The sequence below is a fragment of the Qipengyuania sp. CAU 1752 genome (genome assembly GCF_054482615.1).
On record NZ_JBTLRE010000001.1, the window covers coordinates 720,127 to 739,757 of the forward strand.

The 19,631-nt window shown below is 63.0% G+C and carries 26 protein-coding genes; 16 read left to right on the forward strand and 10 right to left on the reverse strand.

What is annotated here, in order from left to right; translation table 11 throughout:
- Positions 1–40: 40 nt before the first annotated feature.
- Entirely contained in the window at positions 41–385 is a 345-nt protein-coding gene (locus ACXYL9_RS03440) for a CC_3452 family protein (protein WP_459038190.1), read from the reverse strand.
- Positions 386–591: 206 nt separating this feature from the next.
- Here ACXYL9_RS03440 and ACXYL9_RS03445 point away from each other — a divergent pair, with 206 nt between their 5' ends.
- Positions 592–1,149: a winged helix-turn-helix transcriptional regulator gene (locus ACXYL9_RS03445; RefSeq protein WP_459038191.1), complete on the forward strand. Its 558-nt coding sequence runs from the start codon at positions 592–594 to the stop codon at positions 1,147–1,149.
- A 1-nt stretch (position 1,150) separates the two neighbouring features.
- Positions 1,151–1,465 (forward strand): hypothetical protein, encoded by a 315-nt coding sequence (locus tag ACXYL9_RS03450; RefSeq protein ID WP_459038192.1) that lies wholly within the window; start codon positions 1,151–1,153, stop codon positions 1,463–1,465.
- Between the two features lie 164 nt (positions 1,466–1,629).
- On the opposite strand, the gene ACXYL9_RS03455 is transcribed toward ACXYL9_RS03450, so the two are convergent.
- Positions 1,630–3,138, reverse strand: coding sequence for a YifB family Mg chelatase-like AAA ATPase (locus tag ACXYL9_RS03455; protein WP_459039848.1), 1,509 nt, complete (start codon positions 3,136–3,138; stop codon positions 1,630–1,632).
- 126 nt (positions 3,139–3,264) lie between these two features.
- Here ACXYL9_RS03455 and ACXYL9_RS03460 point away from each other — a divergent pair, with 126 nt between their 5' ends.
- The 8 genes from ACXYL9_RS03460 (at position 3,265) to ACXYL9_RS03495 (ending at position 8,939) form a co-directional block, all read left to right on the forward strand.
- Positions 3,265–4,041 (forward strand): alpha/beta hydrolase, encoded by a 777-nt coding sequence (locus ACXYL9_RS03460; protein ID WP_459038193.1) that lies wholly within the window; start codon positions 3,265–3,267, stop codon positions 4,039–4,041.
- 105 nt (positions 4,042–4,146) lie between these two features.
- Positions 4,147–4,281, forward strand: a complete 135-nt coding sequence (gene rpmH, locus ACXYL9_RS03465; protein ID WP_459038194.1) for a 50S ribosomal protein L34 — start codon at positions 4,147–4,149, stop codon at positions 4,279–4,281.
- Positions 4,278–4,676 carry a ribonuclease P protein component gene (gene rnpA / locus ACXYL9_RS03470; protein WP_459039849.1) on the forward strand — a complete coding sequence of 133 codons (399 nt, stop codon included), beginning with the start codon at positions 4,278–4,280 and terminating at the stop codon, positions 4,674–4,676. The genes rpmH and rnpA overlap by 4 nt, the downstream gene beginning before the upstream one ends.
- A complete protein-coding gene (gene yidD / locus ACXYL9_RS03475; RefSeq protein ID WP_459038195.1) occupies positions 4,673–4,882 on the forward strand; it encodes a membrane protein insertion efficiency factor YidD in 210 nt (69 codons plus the stop codon). Before rnpA ends, yidD begins: the two co-directional genes overlap by 4 nt.
- 44 nt (positions 4,883–4,926) lie before the next feature.
- Positions 4,927–6,672 (forward strand): membrane protein insertase YidC, encoded by a 1,746-nt coding sequence (gene yidC, locus ACXYL9_RS03480; protein WP_459038196.1) that lies wholly within the window; start codon positions 4,927–4,929, stop codon positions 6,670–6,672.
- 7 nt (positions 6,673–6,679) lie between these two features.
- Positions 6,680–7,327 carry a ribosome biogenesis GTP-binding protein YihA/YsxC gene (gene yihA / locus ACXYL9_RS03485; protein ID WP_459038197.1) on the forward strand — a complete coding sequence of 216 codons (648 nt, stop codon included), beginning with the start codon at positions 6,680–6,682 and terminating at the stop codon, positions 7,325–7,327.
- Positions 7,328–7,398: 71 nt separating this feature from the next.
- Entirely contained in the window at positions 7,399–8,070 is a 672-nt protein-coding gene (locus ACXYL9_RS03490) for a glutathione S-transferase family protein (RefSeq protein ID WP_459038198.1), read from the forward strand.
- The gene (locus ACXYL9_RS03495; RefSeq protein ID WP_459038199.1) at positions 8,031–8,939 is read left to right on the forward strand and encodes a S1/P1 nuclease; all 909 of its coding nucleotides are present in this window, start codon (positions 8,031–8,033) and stop codon (positions 8,937–8,939) included. Before ACXYL9_RS03490 ends, ACXYL9_RS03495 begins: the two co-directional genes overlap by 40 nt.
- On the opposite strand, the gene ACXYL9_RS03500 is transcribed toward ACXYL9_RS03495, so the two are convergent.
- Positions 8,936–9,403, reverse strand: a complete 468-nt coding sequence (locus ACXYL9_RS03500) for a cupin domain-containing protein (RefSeq protein WP_459038200.1) — start codon at positions 9,401–9,403, stop codon at positions 8,936–8,938. The two genes, ACXYL9_RS03495 and ACXYL9_RS03500, sit on opposite strands and share 4 nt — an antisense overlap.
- 27 nt (positions 9,404–9,430) lie before the next feature.
- Here ACXYL9_RS03500 and dapE point away from each other — a divergent pair, with 27 nt between their 5' ends.
- The 3 genes from dapE to ACXYL9_RS03515 are packed head-to-tail and all read left to right on the forward strand — an operon-like array spanning position 9,431 to position 12,081.
- The gene (dapE, locus tag ACXYL9_RS03505) at positions 9,431–10,570 is read left to right on the forward strand and encodes a succinyl-diaminopimelate desuccinylase (protein WP_459038201.1); all 1,140 of its coding nucleotides are present in this window, start codon (positions 9,431–9,433) and stop codon (positions 10,568–10,570) included.
- 13 nt (positions 10,571–10,583) lie between these two features.
- Positions 10,584–11,822: a dicarboxylate/amino acid:cation symporter gene (locus tag ACXYL9_RS03510; RefSeq protein WP_459038202.1), complete on the forward strand. Its 1,239-nt coding sequence runs from the start codon at positions 10,584–10,586 to the stop codon at positions 11,820–11,822.
- On the forward strand, positions 11,815–12,081 hold the full coding sequence (locus tag ACXYL9_RS03515) for a hypothetical protein (protein ID WP_459038203.1): 267 nt from the start codon (positions 11,815–11,817) through the stop codon (positions 12,079–12,081). Before ACXYL9_RS03510 ends, ACXYL9_RS03515 begins: the two co-directional genes overlap by 8 nt.
- Here the strand turns inward: ACXYL9_RS03515 and nth are convergent.
- From nth to dapB, 3 genes are read right to left on the reverse strand one after another with little or no spacing between them, the layout of a single operon-like run.
- The gene (gene nth / locus ACXYL9_RS03520; RefSeq protein WP_459038204.1) at positions 12,078–12,728 is read right to left on the reverse strand and encodes an endonuclease III; all 651 of its coding nucleotides are present in this window, start codon (positions 12,726–12,728) and stop codon (positions 12,078–12,080) included. The two genes, ACXYL9_RS03515 and nth, sit on opposite strands and share 4 nt — an antisense overlap.
- Positions 12,725–13,060 carry a hypothetical protein gene (locus ACXYL9_RS03525; RefSeq protein WP_459038205.1) on the reverse strand — a complete coding sequence of 112 codons (336 nt, stop codon included), beginning with the start codon at positions 13,058–13,060 and terminating at the stop codon, positions 12,725–12,727. The genes nth and ACXYL9_RS03525 overlap by 4 nt, the downstream gene beginning before the upstream one ends.
- Before the next feature lie 29 nt (positions 13,061–13,089).
- A complete protein-coding gene (gene dapB, locus ACXYL9_RS03530; RefSeq protein WP_459038206.1) occupies positions 13,090–13,818 on the reverse strand; it encodes a 4-hydroxy-tetrahydrodipicolinate reductase in 729 nt (242 codons plus the stop codon).
- Between the two features lie 35 nt (positions 13,819–13,853).
- On the opposite strand from dapB, the gene ACXYL9_RS03535 reads away from it, so the two are divergent.
- Together ACXYL9_RS03535 and ACXYL9_RS03540 are read left to right on the forward strand one after the other, a co-directional pair.
- On the forward strand, positions 13,854–14,552 hold the full coding sequence (locus ACXYL9_RS03535) for an NAD-dependent deacylase (RefSeq protein ID WP_459038207.1): 699 nt from the start codon (positions 13,854–13,856) through the stop codon (positions 14,550–14,552).
- Positions 14,549–14,773: a GFA family protein gene (locus tag ACXYL9_RS03540; RefSeq protein WP_459038208.1), complete on the forward strand. Its 225-nt coding sequence runs from the start codon at positions 14,549–14,551 to the stop codon at positions 14,771–14,773. Before ACXYL9_RS03535 ends, ACXYL9_RS03540 begins: the two co-directional genes overlap by 4 nt.
- Positions 14,774–14,794: 21 nt before the next feature.
- Here ACXYL9_RS03540 and ACXYL9_RS03545 read toward each other — a convergent pair whose 3' ends face one another.
- The 4 genes from ACXYL9_RS03545 to mutM all read right to left on the reverse strand — a co-directional run bounded on the left by ACXYL9_RS03545 (position 14,795) and on the right by mutM (position 18,836).
- Positions 14,795–15,565 (reverse strand): HesA/MoeB/ThiF family protein, encoded by a 771-nt coding sequence (locus ACXYL9_RS03545; protein WP_459038209.1) that lies wholly within the window; start codon positions 15,563–15,565, stop codon positions 14,795–14,797.
- A 145-nt stretch (positions 15,566–15,710) separates the two neighbouring features.
- Positions 15,711–17,177 carry a chromosomal replication initiator protein DnaA gene (gene dnaA, locus ACXYL9_RS03550; protein WP_459038210.1) on the reverse strand — a complete coding sequence of 489 codons (1,467 nt, stop codon included), beginning with the start codon at positions 17,175–17,177 and terminating at the stop codon, positions 15,711–15,713.
- Between the two features lie 420 nt (positions 17,178–17,597).
- On the reverse strand, positions 17,598–17,858 hold the full coding sequence (rpsT, locus tag ACXYL9_RS03555) for a 30S ribosomal protein S20 (protein ID WP_459038211.1): 261 nt from the start codon (positions 17,856–17,858) through the stop codon (positions 17,598–17,600).
- Positions 17,859–18,020: 162 nt separating this feature from the next.
- Positions 18,021–18,836 (reverse strand): bifunctional DNA-formamidopyrimidine glycosylase/DNA-(apurinic or apyrimidinic site) lyase, encoded by an 816-nt coding sequence (mutM, locus tag ACXYL9_RS03560; protein WP_459038212.1) that lies wholly within the window; start codon positions 18,834–18,836, stop codon positions 18,021–18,023.
- 60 nt (positions 18,837–18,896) lie between these two features.
- On the opposite strand from mutM, the gene ACXYL9_RS03565 reads away from it, so the two are divergent.
- Positions 18,897–19,628, forward strand: coding sequence for a class I SAM-dependent methyltransferase (locus tag ACXYL9_RS03565; protein ID WP_459038213.1), 732 nt, complete (start codon positions 18,897–18,899; stop codon positions 19,626–19,628).
- The last annotated feature ends 3 nt before the right edge of the window (positions 19,629–19,631 follow it).

Here is a 19,631-nt window from a genome sequence, read left to right on the forward strand (position 1 = left end):
GCCCGGACGGAGGAGAACGGGTGGTCGGGATCGTCTGGGGTCAGCCTTTGGCCTGGCACTGGGCCAGTTGTTCGGCTGGCAGCGCTTCGCCGTTGACAGTGAAATTCGTCACCGCGCCGGTTTTCTGGGCGAGGCGCTGGCAGATAATCAGCGGCCGCGAGGTGCCCTTGTCGGCGACACAGGTCGTGCCTTCACAGGCCCAGGCCGTGCCACGCACGACCTTGATGCCGCTATCGACAGGCTCGGCAAAGTCGGCTCGGTAATAGTGCCCGTCGAATGCGTTTGCGGGGGCAGGTGTGGTAGCCACGCCAAAGGTCAGCGCGGTGTAGAACACGGCGAAGCCGCCGACGGTGATGTTACGGGCGGCTTTGGCAAGAGTAATCATGGGAGAGGATTCCTTCTTCATGTATGCTCGTCAGCACGCCAGCCCTGGTTGATTGCAGGGTCAGGCGGGGGGTAATCGGCAGCTGGAATAACCAGTTGCGAATCACCACCTACTCTTATAAGTAGCAGGTTGCAACTTAAAACTTGTATCGAGTTTGCCGTAGCGGAAATCCGCGCTAGATAGGTTGCAGAAAAAGGACCGAATATATGGGTGGCCACGTCAGAGAACCGCTGCGCGAACTGCAGGAATGCGGTTTGCCGGAAGCATTGGAAGTGATGGGGGAGCGCTGGAGCTTCATGATCCTGCGCGCCAGTTTCAACGGCTTGCATCACTTCGAGGAGTTTCTCAACGAGCTGGGGATCGCCCGCAACATCCTTTCCAATCGACTCGGCAAGCTGGTCGCGCACGGCATTCTCGACCGCGAGCCGCACCCCGACGATCGTCGCCGGATCGAATACCGGTTGACCAAGAAGGGGCTCGACCTGCTTCCGGCCATGCTGGCCTTGCGCCAGTGGGGTCAGAAATACGGCCAGGATTTCGTCACCACCGATCCGGTGCTGGTCGACGAGCGTGACCGCCTGCCGGTCGGCCCTGTCGGGATTCTGTCGCACGACGGTCGCCTGCTCGGGCCAGCCGATCTCAACATGATCGCCCGCGCCGACCTGCCCGCCGACAAGCGCGATTGGCAGGAAGGGCGCATGCCCAATGCCAGCCGCGCGTGGATCGAAGATGGCGAAGGCGAAGGTGCCATCGCCGCCGAATAGCATGGCCCGCGCCGATCCGGTCGAGCGAACAGCCGACGGACGCTACATCATCGTCGATGGCCGCCTCTGGCGCGCCACCAATCCGCAACTGCCCGAGGACGAGCGGCAACGCTGGGTCAACGCGCTGATGAATGCTCGCCGCGCAGTCGGCGCCGCCACCCGCGCAAGCGACGAAGCTGCCGAAAAAGCCGCCCGCGCCAAAGTCCACGAGGCCAAGGTCGCGCTCGGCGAACGCGGCCCCGTCTGGTGGGACGACGGCGCGCCCGACTACAACCGCAAGCTGGTCAAGAACACGCCCTACGCGGCGCAGGATTGAGGACAGTTTCTGCGAGGAGTTGGCCACAATGGCAGGACAAATGCCCGTGGCGGGTCATTCACCGATCGATTCTTACAAATAGACTGATCCATGAGGCAAAACTGCCCAAATTGCTGCTCAGATGCAATGTCAGTTTCCCACCCGATACCTGACCTCGCGAGCCTTCAAGCCCGCGGCGGCTGTCGGCGGTAGCTTAGCGCTTCGGCGACATGGATGCGGCCGACTTGCTCAGCACCTGCCAGGTCGGCGATGGTCCGCGCGACGCGCAGCATCCGCGTATAGGATCGCGCGCTGAGGCGCATCGCTTCGGCGGCCTGCATCAGCAGCGTGCGACCAGCCTCATCGGGCGTGGCGAAGGTTTCGAGGCCGTCCCCATCGAGTTGGGCATTGGTGCGCGCCCCGGTCTGTTCGAGCCTTGCAGTCTGGCGCGCCCGCGCGGCGGCGACCCTTGCGGCGACCTCGGCGCTGCCTTCTGCGGGAGGGGGTAGCGAGAGGTCGGCGGCGCTGACCGGGTCGACATCGACATGCAAATCGATCCGGTCAAGCATCGGACCGCTGATCTTGGCCTGGTAATCGATCGCGCATTTGGGCGCGCGGCTGCAGGCCAGCGCCGGATCGCCGAGATAGCCGCAGCGGCAAGGGTTCATCGCCGCCACCAACTGGACCCGGGCGGGGAAAGTCACATGGGCATTGGCGCGTGCGACATCGACCTGTCCGGTCTCGATCGGCTGGCGCAGGCTGTCGAGCACCGCGCGCTGGAATTCCGGCATCTCGTCGAGGAACAGCACGCCCAGATGCGCCAGGCTGACTTCGCCCGGTTTGACCTTCAGACCGCCACCGGTCAGCGCCGCCATGCTGGCCGAATGGTGCGGCGCGCGGAACGGACGCTGGCGGCTTATCCGCCCATCCTCCAGCGTCCCGGCGACCGATTGCACCATGCTTACCTCCAGCGCCTCGGACGCGGAGAGAGGTGGCAGGATGCCCGGGAGACACGACGCGAGGAGCGATTTGCCCGCACCCGGCGGCCCGTTCATCAGCAGATTGTGACCACCCGCCGCGGCAATCTCCAGCGCGCGCTTGGCTGTTTCCTGGCCCTTGACCTGCTTCAGGTCAGGGCCGTGATCGGGTTCCTCCACCACGCCGGGCTGCGGGCCGGGAAGCTGGTTGGTCCCTTTGAGGTGATTGAGCAGGCCGACCAGGTCGGGCGCGGCGACGATTGGCACCTCGCTCGCCCACCGCGCTTCGCTGCCTTGCGCGGCCGGGCAGATCAGGCCGCAATCCTGCTCGCTGGCATGGATCGCCGCCAACAGCACGCCGGGCGATGCCACAACTCGGCCATCAAGCGCCAGTTCGCCCACGGCGATGAAATCGGCCAGTTGCTCGGCATCGGTCACCCCCATGGCGGCCAGCAGCGCCAGCGCGACCGGCAAATCGTAATGGCTGCCTTCCTTGGGCAGGTCGGCGGGCGAGAGGTTGATGGTAATCCGCTTGGGCGGCAGGGCGAGGCCCATTGAAGAGAGCGCGGCGCGGACGCGCTCCTTGCTTTCGCCCACGGCCTTGTCGGCCAGCCCGACGATGTTGAAGTTGGGCAGGCCCGGCGCGAGCGAGCACTGCACTTCGACGGCGCGGGCTTCGAGCCCGAGATACGCAACTGTCCGGACAAGCGCGACCACGCCAGTTCCCCCACAACCCATGTCCTCTGACAAGGGTTTCTGGAGGCAACGCTGCGCAAAGTCGATAACCTTTTGGAAACCTTCCCCTTTGCACTTTGTGAAAGGCGCAGTCGTCACAATGGCGCAATGCGCTGCCTTTTTGCCCTCGCAACCGCTCTTGCAGCGTTCATCAGTGCCCCCGCCACGGCGCAGGGGTACGTGGTGGAATACACCGTCACCGAGGAATGGGTCGAAGTCCCCTCGACTGCAGAATCGGCCGACCGCGCCATCGCCTTTCGCCGGGCTCGCACCCCCACCGCCATTGCTGCCTACGGTCCGTTTCGCGTCCTCGACGCAAAACGTGCCGCCTTGGTCGGCGTGACGGGCCCGGCGACCCCTGCGCAGTTCAAGGCCATGCTGCGTGATTATCCTGCGCTCGAGCAACTCGAGATGCTCGAATGTCCGGGCACCGAGGATGACCGAGCCAATCTGGCCACCGGGCGGTTGATCCGCGCTGCAGGTCTGGAAACTCATGTGCCTGCCGATGGCTCAGTCCGCTCGGGCGCGGTCGAGCTGTTCCTTGCCGGGGCCAAGCGCACGATTGCAGAGGGCGCGGAATTCGCGGTCCACAGCTGGCTCGACGATTCCGGCCTGCAAGCCGACGACTATCGCAACGATTCGCCTGAGCATGCCTATTACCTGCGCTATTATCGCGAGATGGGCATGTCGGCCGAAAGCGCTCGGGCATTCTATGAGATGACCAATTCGGTGCCGCATGAGACAGCACTCTGGCTTACGGCGCAGGACATGCGTAAATGGCTGGGTGAAGCGCCTCGCGGTACGGTTTTGGCGAGTAAATCAGCGGTCGCCGACAAGGCTCTGCCGCGCATCAGCTATCTTGACTTGACCCTGCCGAGCGACTAACCGCGCGGACCAGATGTGGTCGCCAGCCAGGTTACTGACAGGCAGGCGGCCCTTTTTATTGGTGCCACGGCACCGCCAGACACTTTTTTGATCAAGGACGATCCGATGAAACGGACATTCCAGCCCAGCAATCTCGTGCGCAACCGTCGCCACGGGTTCTTCGCCCGCAAGGCAACCGTCGGGGGTCGCAAGGTCCTGCGTGCGCGTCGCAAGCGCGGCCGCAAGAAACTTTGTGCCTGAGCACGACTGACGACCAGAAGATCGCGGTGATTCGTCGCCGCGCGGATTTTCTTGCAGCGAACCGGGGTCTGCGCGTGGCGCGCCCCGGTTTCGTGCTTTTGGCCCAACCCAATGGTGGCCAGGGCAAACGCTACGGCATCACCGTTACCAAGAAGGTCGGCAATGCCGTGGTGCGCAACCGCATAAAACGACGCTTTCGCGAGCTGCTGCGCGCCGCGCTTCCCGAACACGGCTTGTCGAACCATGACCATATTCTGATCGGCCGCAACGGCGGGATAGAACGCGATTTTGCAAAGTTGCGCGACGAGCTTTCCGATGCGCTGTCGCGTGCTGCCGCCGGTAAAGGTGACCCGCGCCGCAACCCGCGCCGGGGCAGGCGGAAGGGCGGTCGATGAAGACGCTGCTGATATGGATTGCACGTGGCTGGCAGATCGGGCCATCGCGCATCTTGCCGCCAACCTGCCGGTACCAACCCACCTGCTCGCAATTTGCCATCGAGGCATTGCAGAAACATGGGGCAATCAGGGGTGGATGGATGGCCTTGAAGCGTATACTGCGCTGCCACCCTTGGGGCGGGCACGGCTTTGATCCGGTGCCGTAGTACCTATATAACACACCTGACAGACGACACACGGGATCTTCATCTTGGACAACCAGCGTAATCTCATTATCGCCGTAGTGCTGTGCGGCCTGCTGATTATCGGCTGGGACGCGGCGATAAACCGCTTTTACCCGCAGCCGACCGAGCCCATCGAGGCGGTCGAAGCGGCCGAGCAGGCCGGCGTTGGCGCCACTGCGGCCACGCCCGGAGCGGCGATTGAGGGCGCGGCGCAGCCGGCAGGGCCGGTCGACCTGGCCAAGGCGCTGGGATCGCCGCAACGGCTGCGGATCGACGCGCCGCGGGTCGAGGGGTCGGTCAACCTGATCGGCGCGCGCATCGACGATATCGAACTGAAAGATCACCGCGCCACCATCAAGGATGATTCGGGCCCGGTTCAACTGTTCGCCCCGGAAGGGACCGAGGGACAGAAATTCGCCAGCTTCGGCTGGGTCGGCGGGGGCGCAAGACTGCCGGGCGAATCCACCGTCTGGACGGCCAGCGGCGATGTACTGTCGCCGACATCGCCGGTCACTCTCAGCTGGGATAATGGCGCCGGACAGCAGTTCCGCATCGCTCTCAGCATCGATGAAAATTACATGATCACCGCCGAGCAGACGGTGGCTAATACCGGCGATGGACCGATCGTGGCGCGCCCATACGCTACCATCACCAGGACCGATGCCAACGCGACTGACGATTTCTGGATCGCGCATTCCGGTCCGATCGGTGTTTTCGGCGATTCGGCCAACTACGACTACGGCTATTCCGAGCTGTTGGAAGATGGCCCGGCAGAGCCGGAAGGTCGCGCCGCTTGGCTGGGCTTTACCGACACATACTGGCTTGGCGCGCTGGTGCCCGAGACCGGTGCAGATACCCAGACCGGTTTCCGATCTCTCGGCAACGATCTCTACCGCGCTGACGTGATCTACGAGCCCGCCACAGTCGCGCCGGGTACCCAGGTCTCTCGGACCACCCAGCTGTTCGCTGGTGCAAAGGAAAGCATTGTTCTCGACGCATACGAAGAGGCCGGGATCGAGAAGTTTGCCCTCGCCATCGACTGGGGCTGGTTCCGCTGGTTCGAAAAACCGATGCTGTGGCTGCTGCGCCAGTTGTTCGAGCTGGTCGGCAATTTTGGCGTCGCCATCATCTGCCTGACTGTCATCATTCGTGGACTGCTGTTCCCGATTGCCCAGAAACAGTTTGCCAGCATGGCCGCGATGAAGGCGGTGCAGCCGAAGATGAAGGCGATCCAGGAGAAGTACAAGGACGACAAGCAGACGCAGCAGCAGAAGATCATGCAGCTGTACAAGGACGAGAAGGTCAATCCGCTCGCCGGCTGCCTGCCGCTGCTGATCCAGATTCCGATCTTCTTCGCTCTTTACAAGGTGCTGGTGCTGGCAATCGAAATGCGTCACCAGCCCTTCGCCTTGTGGATCGAGGATCTTTCCGCGCCCGACCCGGCCCATATCCTCAACCTGTTTGGCCTGCTGCCGTTCGAAGTGCCCGGCCTCATCGCAATCGGTCCGCTGGCGGTGCTGCTCGGCATTACCATGTGGCTGACCTTCAAGCTCAACCCGAGCGCGATGGACCCGGTCCAGCAACAGATATTCAACATCATGCCCTGGGTGCTGATGTTCGTTATGGCGCCGTTCGCCGCGGGACTGCTACTGTATTGGAACACCTCCAACCTTCTGACGCTGGCGCAGCAGAAATATCTCTATTCGCGCCACCCGCAGCTTAAGGCTGCAGCCGATGCGGAAAAGGCCGAGAAGGCCAAGGCGAAGGGATGACCGAGACATGATTGGCAATCCCGAAACGCAGGAAGAAAAGGAAGCCGCGCGGCTGTTTTCAGGCCGCGTCGATTTCCTGCTGTCCGCTCCGCAGCTGAAGTTCCTGCCCGAACCCACTGTGCCGGAAATCGCCTTTTGCGGACGCTCCAATGTCGGCAAGAGCTCGCTGCTCAATGCTTTGACCGGGCGCCGGGCCATCGCCCGCGCCTCGGTCACGCCGGGCCGAACTCAGGAGCTCAACTTTTTCGAAATCGGTGAGCCGACCGAGCTCCGCTTCGTCGACATGCCGGGCTATGGCTTTGCCAAGGCCCCAGTGAAAATCGTCGAACGCTGGAAGAACCTGGTGCGAACCTATCTCAAGGGTCGACCGGTGCTCGCCCGCACATTGGTACTGGTGGACGCCCGGCATGGGTTGAAGGACGTCGACCGCGAGATGATGAAGATGCTTGACGAGACCGCCGTGAGCTACCGCCTGGTCCTGACAAAGGCGGACAAGATCAAGGCCAGCGAGCTGGAAAAGACGGCCGCCGCAGTGGCTGAGGAAGCACGCATTCACCCTGCCGCCTTTCCCGAAATGCACATCACCAGCGCCGAGAAGGGGCTGGGCATCGCCGCCCTTCGTGCCGCGGTGTTGGCAGATGCCCGCGGACAGTAGTTCATTCAGCCTCGACAGCGAATTGCTGAATGGCTAGTTCCGCCGCGTAGTCATAGGTTGGTGGGCCTTGCATGAAACTGGTTATCGGTAACAAGAATTATTCGAGCTGGTCGCTGCGCGGCTGGCTCGCGGCCAAGCAGTCCGGCCTTCATTTCGAAGAAATTATCGTCCCGCTGTTTGGCGAGGAATGGCAGCAGAAAAAGCTGGTCGAAGAAGATGGACTGATGCCGTCTTCGGGCAAAGTGCCAATCCTGTGGGATGGCGAGACCGTGGTGTGGGACAGCCTCGCCATCATGGAATATTTGGCAGACAAGGTCGGGTCCGATCGGTTCTGGCCCAAGGATGATGCTGCGCGCGGCATGGCCCGTGCGATGGTCGCCGAAATGCACTCCTCCTACAACTCCTTGCGCAGCGAGTGCCCAATGAACATCCGCCAGCGTTTCGAGGGTGCCCAGATCAGCGATGCCACGCGGCACGATGTCGTCCGCATCCTCGGCCTGTGGGCAGAGGCCCGCGCGCGCTTCGGCAACGGCGGCCCATTCCTGTTCGGCACCTTCGGCGCGGCTGACATTTTTTACGCCCCGGTGGTGAGCCGTTTCCGGACCTATGGGTTCGGGATGCCCGGCTTTGCCGAAGCATACATGCAGGCGATGTGGGAACATGACTGGCTGCAAGCCTGGATCGCCGCTGCAGAGGACGAAGAATGGGTCATCGAACAATACGAAAGCGTGCCGGGCGCCTGATCGTTGCATTGGCGGCGTGCCTGGCGCTGCTGGCTCCAATGCCTGCGCAGGCATGGGGCTTCTTTGCGCACCGGGTGACCGGCGAAATCGCGCTCGCCAACATTCGCCCCGATACCCGCGCTGCGATGCAGCGGCTGTTTCGCGCAGAGGCCCTGCTGGGCACGCCTGATTGCGCGCTGTCGAGTTTGGAAGACGCGACCGTCTGGCCCGATTGCATCCGGCCACAGCGGGATCGCTTTGGCCACACCGCCGCGTGGCATTACCGCACGACGCCGATCTGCGAGGCCTATGACCCGTGGAAGAATTGCCCGGGCGGCAATTGCATCCTCGCCCAGATCGAACGCAACCAGCGGGTGCTGTCTGACGAAAGCCTGCCCGCGCAGGTGCGACTGCAGGCGCTCGCTTTCATGGTCCATCTCGTCGGTGATGTGCACATGCCGCTGCATTCGGGCGACAAGGACGATCGCGGGGGCAATGACCGCGAGGCGGCCTATGGCATCGCGCCCGGGCTCAACCTGCACTGGATCTGGGACGGCCCGCTGGCCGAACGCGCGATTACTTCGGCCCAACAGCCGGCGCTGGTCCGCCGCTACAGCGCCGCCGAACGCGACGAACTAGGCGGCGGTACCGCTGCCGACTGGGGCCGCGAGAGCTGGCAGATCAGCCGTGATTTCGTCTATCCCAACGCCTTCGACACCAATGCGCCTTGCGATAGCGAGTTGCCCGGAGAGACGGCGCTGTCGCAGGAGGATATCGTCAATGCTATCCCTGTCAGCCAGCGCCGGGTGACGCAGGCCGGCCTGCGCATGGCGCGCCTGCTCGACGAGGCATTCGCTACCGGCACGCTGACCGAGCCGGAGCGCAATTAGGGCAGGCGCGCAGTCTCGTACCGCGTGCCGTCCTTGCGGGCATAACCATCGGCATCGAAGATCATGTCGATATCAGGATATTCACCCGAGTCCTTTTCGGCATCTCCGGCGCTGATGGCAACGAACGCGCAGTCCGTGTCCGATCGGTTATGCAGGCGGTGGCCGTTCTCCACCCCGGCGGCCCAAGCCAGGATATCGCCCGGGTGCACCGGTGTTTCACCCTCATCCTCGATCAGCACGGCCTCGCCCTTGAGCATGATGACCATTTCGTCCTGCGAGCGGTGCCAGTGCCGCTGGGAGGAGTAGGAGCCGGGCTCCAGGACCACGTGGGTCGCGCCCATCCGGGTCAGGCCAGCAATCGGTGCCAGCCGGCGATACCGGCGCCCTGACACGTCGGCGTCGAACGGCGGCGGATAGCCGGTATTATTGCCTTGGGGGATGGCCTCGAAATCAAGCTTGGGCATGGCGGACACTCCTGTTAGCGACACACCATGAGCCAAGCCCTGCAATTCGCCAAGCGCCTGATCGCCGCGCCCAGCGTCACCCCCGCCACCGGCGCAGTGTTTGACGAGATGGAAGCGATGCTCGCCCCGCTCGGATTTTCCGTGCACCGTTTTACGCGCGGCGACGGCGCATCGGGCAGCGACGAGGCTCCGGTAGAAAACCTGTTCGCGATCCGGCACGGACCCGCTGGCTCTAAACATCTCGCCTTTGCCGGACATCTCGATGTCGTTCCGCCGGGCGAGGGCTGGACCAGCGCCCCGTTTGCGCCCGAGGAGCGCGGCGAACTGCTCTACGGGCGCGGCGCGGTCGATATGAAGGGCGCGATTGCCTGCATGGTCGAGGCGGTTGCCCATGTGCCGGCAGAGGCCGGGACCATCAGCTTCATCATCACCGGTGACGAGGAAGGCCCCGCGCTCCACGGCACCCGCGCATTAATCGATTACATGCGAGCCGAGAATATCCAGCCCGACCTGTGCCTTGTCGGCGAGCCGACCAGCGTCAACCGGCTGGGAGACATGATGAAGATCGGACGGCGCGGCTCGGTCAATATCTGGCTCGAGGTCGAGGGGACGCAGGGCCACGTCGCCTATCCGCATCTGGCCGACAACCCGATCCCCAAGCTGGTGGCCATGCTGGCCGAACTCGACGCGTTGGAACTCGACGCCGGCACCGACTGGTTCCAGCCGAGCAATCTTGAGATCACCGACATCGAAGTGGGCAATCCGGCGCACAACGTCATTCCCGCTAAGGCCAAGGCGCGGATCTCGATACGTTTCAACGATCTACATTCGGGCGCATCGCTGTCGGAGCAGGTCATTGCCATTGCCGAAAGGCACGGCGGCACCGCTCGGCCAATTATTTCGGGCGAGCCGTTCCTGACGCCGCCCGGCGAATTCTCCAGCATCATCGCCGCGGCGGTGAAGGCGGAGACGGGTATTGAGCCGGAGGCATCCACCACCGGCGGCACATCGGATGCGCGCTTCCTGCGCAGCGTCTGTCCGGTGATCGAATTCGGCCTGTGCAACGCCACCATGCACAAGCGTGACGAAGCCGTAGCCATGGCCGACCTCGATACGCTAAGCCGCATTTATACGGCGATCGCAAAAGCGGCGCTGACACAGGATTGAGAGGGTCCACCTGATGCTGCGAACCTGGTTCGAAATTCCGCTCTGGCAGCGCGTCATCACCGCGCTGATCCTTGGCGTATTGACCGGCTGGGCCTGGGGGCCGGAAGCCGAAAGCATCAAGTGGATCGGCGACTTTTTCATCAAGGCGATCAAGATGCTGGTCGTGCCGCTGATCTTCTTCAGCCTGGTATCCGGCGTTGCCGCCATTGGCGATTTGCGCAAGCTTGGCGCGGTCGGCGGGCGGGCGCTGCTGCTGTTCGTCGTCACCGGCCAGATCGCTGTCTGGCTCGGCCTTGCGCTCGGCACGCTGGTAGCGCCGGGAAGTGGGGTCGATACTTCGGCCCTCCAGATGGGCGAAACACCTGAGCCAAACCCGACAACTGCGGTCGACATGGTCCTCTCGATCGTGCCCGAAAGTCCGGTGCAGGTGATGGCCGATGTCGCGGTGCTGCCGCTGATCGTCTTCAGCCTGCTGATCGGGATCGGCATATTGATGGCCAAGGAAGACGGTCTGCCGGTGCAGAAGATCTTCGATAGCGGCGCGGTGATCATGCAGAAGGTCACGATGATCGTGATGGAACTGACCCCGTTCGGCGTTTACGCGCTGATGGCGTGGGTCGCGGGAACGCTGGGGCTGGATGCGCTGCTGGCGCTCGGCAAGCTGGTCGGGCTCAACTATCTCGGCTGCCTGCTGATCATCTTCGTGATGTATTCGGCGATGATCAAATTCATTGCCAAGCTGCCGGTGCGCGATTTCTTCCGCGGCATCATCGATGCGATGGCGGTGAGCTATTCCACCGCCAGCTCCAACGCCACGCTGCCGGTGACGCTACGCTGTGCAGAGCGCAATCTGGGCGTTTCCAACTCGGTCGCCAGCTTCGTGATCAGCCTCGGTGCGACGATCAACATGAACGGCACGGCGATGTATCTTGGCCTCGCCACGCTGTTCGGGGCGCAGATCTTCGGCGTCGACCTGACGATGGGCGATTATTTCCTGATCTCGATCCTGGCTACTCTCGGCGCGGTCGGTGCGGCGGGCATCCCTGGAGCAGGCCTCATCATGATGGCGCTGGTGTTCGGCGCGGTCGGCGTGCCGTTGGAAACGATTGCCTTCGTCGCCGGTGTCGACCGGATCATGGACATGATGCGGACCACCACCAACGTCAGCGGCGACGCCGCCGTGGCGACGACCGTGGCGGTGATGACCGGCGAGATCGACCGCGAGGAAATGATCAGCGCGGACGATGTCTGACCTTGCCCCGCACCGCCTCGATCCGCTGGTGCGCTTCGGAGTCAGGCACGAGCGCGCCATCGAGATCGTGGGTGGCATCTGGTTAGTTTTGAGCTGTGCGGTCTATGCGCGGTTTATCGATTTGCCCGACATTCCCTTTCTCACAGACAAATTGGCGCTCTACGGCTCGGCCGCGGCCAATGGATTGTGGTGGGGTTTCGTCCGGCCGGCATTCCTCAAGCGTCAAGCCGAGCTGTCGCAGGGCAGGGCTGGCGACTAACGCCCTTTCGGCTTCTCCGACACCTTCTTCCTAAAGCTGCACAAATCCACCACCGGGCAGCGCCAGCATTCGGGCGTTCGCGCCTTGCACACGTATCGTCCGTGGAGGATCAGCCAGTGATGCGCGCCGAGCCGGAAGGGCTGGGGCACGCGTTTTTCGAGCTTCACCTCGACCGCTTCGGGTGTCTTGCCCTTGGCAAGGCCGGTGCGGTTGCCGACTCGGAAGATATGCGTGTCGACCGCGAAGGTCTCCTGCCCGAACCAGCAATTCAGCACGACATTGGCGGTCTTGCGCCCCACGCCGGGCAGCTGGACGAGGTCTTCGCGCGTGTCGGGCACTTCGCCGCCATATTCGTCGACCAGCAGCTGGCTGAGAGCGATTACATTCTTGGCCTTGGAATTGAACAGGCCGATGGTCTTGATGTGCTCCTTCAGCCCATCCTCGCCCAGCTCGAGCATCGCTTGCGGCGTTTCGACTCTGGCGAACAGCGCCCGCGTCGCCTTGTTGACACCGACGTCGGTGGCTTGCGCACTCAGCGCCACGGCCACCACCAGTTGGAAGGCATTGCCATATTCGAGCTCGGTCTCGGGCGCGGGGTTGTCCTCTGCCAGCCGACGGAAGAACTCGAAAATCTGGTCTCTGGTCATGCTTGCGGCACCCGCAGTCCCTTCACCGCCGCGCGCAGGAGCGGCAGCGCACTGATGCCCCAAATGGCGGTCCAGATCGCCAACACCTTGCCGTGCTCACGCAACAACAGCGGATCGCTCACCAGCGGAATCCAGAGAAGAAGCGCGATTCCGGCCATAGCCCCGGTCCAGATTGCTCCCTCGCGCGGCCTTACGATGCGCTTTGCCAACCGCCAGTATGCAACGAAGATGGCGAGCACTGCGATTCCGCTGACCTGCAGGGGCAGGGCATAACTCGCCGGGCCTGCGGGGTTGGACATGGTCAGCCCGATTGTCACCAATAGGCCCGTCATCAGCAGGGCGCCCGCGAGAGCGAGCCACTTCACAATCCCAATACGTCCTGCATCGTGTACCGGCCTGCGGGCTTCCCGATCAGCCATTCGGCCGCCTTGACCGCGCCGCGGGCGAAAATCATGCGGTTCTCGGCACTATGGGCAAGTGTCAGCCGTTCCTGTTCGCCGGCAAGGATCACGCTGTGTTCGCCGGCCACCGTCCCGCCGCGCAGGGCGGCGAACCCGATCGCACCTTCCTTGCGCGCGCCGGTATGGCCGTCCCGTCCGCTTTCGATATTCTCGGCGAGATCGATTTCGCGGCCCTCGGCGGCGGCTTCGCCCAGCAGCAATGCAGTGCCGCTCGGCGCGTCTACCTTGTGGCGGTGGTGCATCTCGACGATCTCGATGTCCCACTCCGACCCCAGCCGCGATGCGGCTTCCTTGACCAGGTGTGCGAGCAGGGTGACGCCGAGCGAAGTGTTGCCGGTCTGCAGGATGGGGACAACGCGCGCGGCGTTATCGATGGCCCGGTGATGGCTATCGGCAAGCCCCGTGGTGCCGACCACCAGCGGGATGCCGGCACCCACGGCGGCGTGGAGATTGGCCTCGAGCGCGGCGGGAGCGGAGAAATCGACCAGCACATCGCTGCAATCGGCCAGCGCGGCCACGTCTTCGCCGGCGTCAATGCCGCCGGTCATCTGGTGCGCGCTAGTCTCCAGCAAGGCGGCAATAGCCTGTCCCATGCGCCCGGCGCTGCCGATGATTCCGATTCCTGCCATTGCGTCCTCCGGCTGAGCCATGCTTGATGGCCCGCATGGCTCAGATACGCAACATCGTCATCCTTACCGGTGCCGGGATATCCGCGGAAAGCGGGATCGACACCTTCCGCAGCGCCGGTGGGCTGTGGGAACAGCACAATGTCGAGGACGTCGCTACGCCCGAGGGCTTTGCCCGCAATCCCGACCTGGTGCTGGGATTCTACGACATGCGCCGGGCGGCGCTGGCCAAGGTGCGCCCCAATCCTGCACACGCAGCGCTGGCGCGGCTGCAGGCTGAGTTCCCCGGCGAGGTGTTGATCATCACGCAGAATGTCGATGACCTGCACGAACGCGCTGGCGCGCGCCGGGTGCTGCACATGCATGGTGAATTGGGGAGCGCGCTGTGCCTTTCCTGCGAAATGCGTTCACGCATCGAATCAGACCTGGCCGCGCGTCCACCGTGCCCGGTATGCCAGGCACGCAGCCTGCGTCCCGACGTCGTGTGGTTCGGCGAAATGCCGTACCAGATGGAGCGGATCTACGCCGCGATCCGCGAGGCCGATTTGTTCGTCAGCATCGGAACCTCGGGCGCGGTCTATCCTGCCGCTGGTTTCGTGCGCGATGCGCGCAACCTGGGGGTGCGGACGCTGGAGCTCAATCTCGAACGTAGCGAGGGTTCGCACTGGTTCCACGAGAGCCGACAGGGCAGGGCGGGCGAATTGGTCCCGGCATGGGTGGAGGAGTTGCTGCAATGAGCACGCACGAGGGACGCTGCCATTGTGGCCACATCCGTCTGGAATTACGCGAGCAGCCGCAAGCGGCGAGTGAATGCAATTGCTCAACCTGTCGCCGTACGGCCGGGCTCTGGCACTTGCGGCTGCACAACTTACTGGACCGCTATCGACCCAGACTACGATCGCATGGGTGTGAACCTGCGCATGTTCGAGCCGGCACTGTAGACCGACCTGCCGCATAAATTGATCGACGAGGCGAGCTTCTAGAGAGGCCTGCATCCCTTGCAACCCGGATCCTTGGGGATGGCAATCGAGCGCATCCCCGGCTTGAGTCCGTCCATCAGCTGCAACTGGCCCCATTGTGGATCGCCGAAACTGCTCACGCCATCGAGCAGGATGCGGACCACCTGCATGGCGGCGAAAGTGCCGACCCAGCCGACCATCGCGCCAAGTACGCCATCCTCGGCGCAGGTGTCGCAATCCTCGGCATCGAAGGCATCACCGACGAAGCAGCGATAGCAGGGCTGGCCTGGCAAATGTCCGGCAAAGGCGGCGACCTGCCCCTGGAACCGGCCCACGGCGGCCGAGAGCAACGGCACGCCAGCCGCGACGCAGGCGTCGGACACGGCCAGCCTTGTGGCGAAATTGTCGGTCCCGTCGAGCACCAGATCGGCGCTGGCCATCAACTCGCCGGCATTCCCCGCATCGATCCGCCGGTCGCTGATCGTAACCCGCAGCGAGCGATCGAAATTCTGCACCCAGCGCCGCGCCGCCACCGCCTTGCCATGGCCGATATCGCGTTCGGAGAAGATCGTCTGGCGCTGGAGGTTGCTTTCATCAACGCTGTCGCTGTCGACCAGCGTAAGCCGACCGATCCCGGCCCCGGCGAGGTATTGCAGCGCCGGTGATCCGATGCCCCCCAGGCCCACCAGCACGACATGGCTGTCGACCAGCCTGGCCTGCCCGGCTCCGCCGATCTCGGGCAAAACGATATGGCGGGAAAACCTATCGAGGCGTTCAGGGGAAAAGCTCATGCAAAAGCTGTTGGCAGCAAGTGCAAAGCCTGTCGACAGCCCTGTTCATAAGGCTGTCGAGCAAGCGTGGACAGGCTGTTGGCCTGCCGGTGGATGGGGTGTTGCCTGGCTGTGGGCGCGATCCTGAAGCGCCGAGTGTGTTTCGTCAGCTCTCCAGCTGTCGCAGCAGGCTGCGCACATCACCGTCCATGTCGGCATCGCGCTGGCGCAGGTCCTCGATCAGGCGCACCGCGTGGATCACCGTCGAGTGGTCACGGCCACCGAACTTGCGCCCGATTTCCGGGTAGCTGCGCGGGGTCAGGACCTTGGACAGATACATCGCCACCTGCCGTGGGCGAACCACTGCGCGGGCCCGCCGCTTGGACGACATTTCCGAACGGTCGATGCGATAGAATTGGCAAACCGTACGCTGGATCTCGTCGATGGTGATCCGGCGACGATTGGCCGAGAGGATATCAGTCAGCTGTTCTTCGGCGAGCTGGAGCGAGACCACCTGGCCCGTCAGCTGGGCATAGGCGATCAGCTTGTTAAGTCCGCCAACCAACTCGCGCACATTGCGCGTGATGGTGCGGGCCAGGAACGCGATCACGTCCTCGGGCACGTCGAGCGGTGCGAACCGAGTCAGCTTGCTTTCAAGTATCTTCTTGCGCAGCTCGATATCGGCGGCCTGGATATCGGCCACGAGGCCCATCGACAGGCGGCTGAGCAATCGTGGCTCGACTCCATCGAGAGCTTGCGGTGCGCGATCGGCGGCAAACACCAGTCGCTTGCCCTCGGCCAGCAGGTGATCGATCGTGTAGAGCAGTTCTTCCTGGGCGCTCGCCTTGCCGATGATGAACTGGATATCATCCACCAACAGCAGGTCGAAGCTGCGCAGCCGTGCCTTGAACTCGATCATCTGGTTGGCTTTGAGTGCCTGGACGAATTCGATCATGAAGCGCTCGGCGCTGCAGTAGAAAATCCGCGCTCGCGGATGGGCCGCGAGGTAGTGATGGCCGATAGCATGCATCAGGTGGGTCTTGCCCTGGCCGGTCCCCGCCTTGATGTAGAGCGGCGAGAACTGCGGCTGTTCGGTAGCGGCCATGCGCTGGGCAGCGTTGCAGGCGAGGATATTTGTCTCACCCGTGACGAAGGCGCCGAAAGTCAGCGATGCGTCGAGCCCGACCGAAGAGGTGAAGCCGCCATCGTTGATGGTGCCAGAGCCATAGACCATGATGCCCATACTGCCGCCGTCATTTGCCGGTCGGCGACCATCGCCAAGGGCAATATCGGCAACCTTGCGGCGTCCTGGGTGGACCTGGATGTTGACGTTGCGCACATTGCTGCGGGCAATCTTCCAGGCCAGCGACAGCCGGTCGGCAAAGCGGTCCTTGACCCAATTGGCAGAGAACTCGGTCGGCAGGTAAAGATTGAGCGTGCCGGTCTCTTCCTCGAAGCCGCCGACCTGGATCGGCTTGATCCACTGGCTGTGCAGCTGGTGCCCCAGATCCTTGCGCAGTCCCTGGCTGATATCTGACCAGTCAGCCGCCAGATTCACCGCCTCAAGGTCTTCCATCAGATCTTCTTTCGATTTGCGTTTGGCAATGCCCGTCCGCCCGTGACTATCAGTCATCAATCCCCGCCTTTTCAACCGGTCCGCAGACCGGCAAATTTCCCCGAAATTCCGATAAGCATAGCTTCGCCCCTAACCGGAATCCCGCTCCCGGCTTTGGTGCCCCCCATCGGCCTCATTTTGTAACGCCGAGCCTGTCCCGTGCTGCAGCGACTGTCCTTAAATCGGGTCCAGCGATTCTTCGCAAGAGGCAGGACCGTAATTTTTAAGAAATAAACTATTTGACAGCGCGCAAACCCGCAGGCCTGCGTTTAAACCACTGTTTATACTGAAAAAACGGTTACCACACCATGCGAATCGCGGGAAATCCAATACTTAACCATCTTTTGGTTCGACGATTGCGCGATGCAGCAAAAAGGGCCGACGTCCATGACGCCGACCCATCTTGTTTTGCTACCGATTTCGCCGCGGCGAAATCGCTCAAAGAGCAGCGACTCGCTTGCTCAGACGCGAATATTTGCGTGCCGCTGTGTTCTTGTGAAGGACGCCGCGCGAAACACCGCGAGCCATCTCGGGCTGGGCTTCCTTGAGCGCCGACTGGGCAGCTTCCTTGTTGCCCTCCTCGAGCGCGGTCTCGACCTTCTTCACGAAGGAACGGATGCGGCTCATGCGCGCGCCGTTTACTTCGGCTCGGCGGTCGTTGCGACGGATGCGTTTCTTGGCTTGCGGCGTATTGGCCATGTTCGTCCTTGTTGCTCGGTCGCCCGATGCGACCGGATGCTTACTATGTGTGATCTTCGAAAAACGGCGGCGTACCACCGGAAAGCGGCGCACATAGGTGGCAGGTGCCGAATCGTCAAGAAAAACCCTGTCTTCGGCTAGGGGGAGGTGCCCAGTGCGGCACTATCGCTGGCAGCGCGGGCAGTACCAGGTGCTGCGCCCGCCTTGCGCGACGCGGCGGATAGTGCCGCTATCGCCACGCAGGCACGCCTTCCCTTCGCGTCCATAAACCTGGAAGCGGGTGGCGAAATATCCCAGTTCTCCATCGGGCCGGGCATAGTCGCGCAAGGACGATCCGCCGTCCTCAATTGATTGTGCGAGCACTTGGCGGATTGCCGGGACCATGCGCTGAAGTGCGGCCAGCGAGACGCGGCCCCCGGCCCTTCGCGGATTGATCCTCGCCATGTGCAAGGCCTCGCAAACATAGATATTGCCAAGTCCGGCGATGATCGATTGATCGAGGAGGCAAAGCTTGATGGCCTGCTTTCGGCCCGCCAGCGTCCGGCGCAGATAGCCGGCGTCAAGATCGTCGCCCAGCGGCTCGGGCCCCATGGATGCAAAGGCCGGCCACTGGCCAAGGTTTTCCGTCTCGACGAGATCGACCCAGCCAAAGCGGCGCGGATCGTTGAGGGCGAAGCGGTTGCGCGCGGTTTCGATCAGCAAGTGGTCATGCCGGTCAAGGTCGTCGGGATCGATGCGCCAACGTCCGCTCATGCCCAAATGGAAAATCAGCGTTTGTGCGCGGTCGGTATGGACGAGGCCATATTTGGCCCGCCGCCCAAGCGTGGTCACTCGCGCGCCGGTCAGGGCTTGCCCAATCCCATCGGGAAAGGGGAAGCGCATGTCGGGGCGCCGCAAGGTCACGCGCGTGATCTGCTCGCCTTCCAGGAACCGGGCAAGCCCGCGCACCGTTGTTTCGACTTCGGGAAGTTCAGGCATTGCGCGACCCCACTAACACCCTTTGCCGGGGTGGCAATTGCCTCTAAGGCGCGAGGCACAATGAGCGATACAGTATCTTTCGGCTATGAAGACGTAGCCCCCGAAGAGAAAACCCGGCGCGTCGGCGCGGTGTTTTCCAATGTCGCGGCCAAGTATGACATCATGAATGATGCCATGTCGGGCGGTATGCACCGATTGTGGAAAGACCGCTTCGTGCGCCGCGTCAAGCCTCAGCCGGGCGAGGCGATCCTCGACATGGCCGGCGGCACTGGCGACATCGCCTTTCGCATGGCGGAGCGCGGGGCCGATGTGACGGTGGCCGACATCAACCAGGAAATGCTCGACGTCGGCGTTGAACGGGCGATGGAACGGGGACTGACGGGCTTGGTCTGGAGCCAGCAAAATGCGGAGGCGCTCGATTATATCGACCAGCAATTCGACGCCTACACGATCGCTTTCGGCATTCGCAACGTCACCCGTATCGACCTCGCGCTGGCCGAGGCACACCGTGTCCTGCGCCACGGTGGGCGGTTCTACTGCCTTGAATTCAGCACCACCGAATGGCCCGGCTTCAAGGAACTATACGACCTCTATTCGCATCGCCTGATGCCCAAGATCGGCAAGGCGATTGCCGATGACGAGGAAAGCTATCGCTATCTCGCCGAATCGATCCGCCGCTTTCCCAAGCCGCGCGCATTCGAGGCAATGATCCGCGATGCCGGTTTTGCCAATACGAGGGTCGAACTGATCCTCGGCGGCGCGGTGGCCATCCATTCGGGCTGGAAGATCTGATCG

Coding starts and splice junctions, on each gene's coding strand:
- ACXYL9_RS03440 (WP_459038190.1), bottom strand. CDS start 385: ATGATTACTCTTGCCAAAGCCGCCCGTAACATCACCGTCGGCGGCTTC.
- ACXYL9_RS03445 (WP_459038191.1), top strand. CDS start 592: ATGGGTGGCCACGTCAGAGAACCGCTGCGCGAACTGCAGGAATGCGGT.
- ACXYL9_RS03450 (WP_459038192.1), top strand. CDS start 1,151: ATGGCCCGCGCCGATCCGGTCGAGCGAACAGCCGACGGACGCTACATC.
- ACXYL9_RS03460 (WP_459038193.1), top strand. CDS start 3,265: ATGCGCTGCCTTTTTGCCCTCGCAACCGCTCTTGCAGCGTTCATCAGT.
- rpmH (WP_459038194.1), top strand. CDS start 4,147: ATGAAACGGACATTCCAGCCCAGCAATCTCGTGCGCAACCGTCGCCAC.
- yidD (WP_459038195.1), top strand. CDS start 4,673: ATGAAGACGCTGCTGATATGGATTGCACGTGGCTGGCAGATCGGGCCA.
- yihA (WP_459038197.1), top strand. CDS start 6,680: ATGATTGGCAATCCCGAAACGCAGGAAGAAAAGGAAGCCGCGCGGCTG.
- ACXYL9_RS03490 (WP_459038198.1), top strand. CDS start 7,399: ATGAAACTGGTTATCGGTAACAAGAATTATTCGAGCTGGTCGCTGCGC.
- ACXYL9_RS03495 (WP_459038199.1), top strand. CDS start 8,031: ATGGGTCATCGAACAATACGAAAGCGTGCCGGGCGCCTGATCGTTGCA.
- ACXYL9_RS03500 (WP_459038200.1), bottom strand. CDS start 9,403: ATGCCCAAGCTTGATTTCGAGGCCATCCCCCAAGGCAATAATACCGGC.
- dapE (WP_459038201.1), top strand. CDS start 9,431: ATGAGCCAAGCCCTGCAATTCGCCAAGCGCCTGATCGCCGCGCCCAGC.
- ACXYL9_RS03510 (WP_459038202.1), top strand. CDS start 10,584: ATGCTGCGAACCTGGTTCGAAATTCCGCTCTGGCAGCGCGTCATCACC.
- ACXYL9_RS03515 (WP_459038203.1), top strand. CDS start 11,815: ATGTCTGACCTTGCCCCGCACCGCCTCGATCCGCTGGTGCGCTTCGGA.
- nth (WP_459038204.1), bottom strand. CDS start 12,728: ATGACCAGAGACCAGATTTTCGAGTTCTTCCGTCGGCTGGCAGAGGAC.
- ACXYL9_RS03525 (WP_459038205.1), bottom strand. CDS start 13,060: ATGACGGGCCTATTGGTGACAATCGGGCTGACCATGTCCAACCCCGCA.
- dapB (WP_459038206.1), bottom strand. CDS start 13,818: ATGGCAGGAATCGGAATCATCGGCAGCGCCGGGCGCATGGGACAGGCT.
- ACXYL9_RS03535 (WP_459038207.1), top strand. CDS start 13,854: ATGGCTCAGATACGCAACATCGTCATCCTTACCGGTGCCGGGATATCC.
- ACXYL9_RS03540 (WP_459038208.1), top strand. CDS start 14,549: ATGAGCACGCACGAGGGACGCTGCCATTGTGGCCACATCCGTCTGGAA.
- ACXYL9_RS03545 (WP_459038209.1), bottom strand. CDS start 15,565: ATGAGCTTTTCCCCTGAACGCCTCGATAGGTTTTCCCGCCATATCGTT.
- dnaA (WP_459038210.1), bottom strand. CDS start 17,177: ATGACTGATAGTCACGGGCGGACGGGCATTGCCAAACGCAAATCGAAA.
- rpsT (WP_459038211.1), bottom strand. CDS start 17,858: ATGGCCAATACGCCGCAAGCCAAGAAACGCATCCGTCGCAACGACCGC.
- mutM (WP_459038212.1), bottom strand. CDS start 18,836: ATGCCTGAACTTCCCGAAGTCGAAACAACGGTGCGCGGGCTTGCCCGG.
- ACXYL9_RS03565 (WP_459038213.1), top strand. CDS start 18,897: ATGAGCGATACAGTATCTTTCGGCTATGAAGACGTAGCCCCCGAAGAG.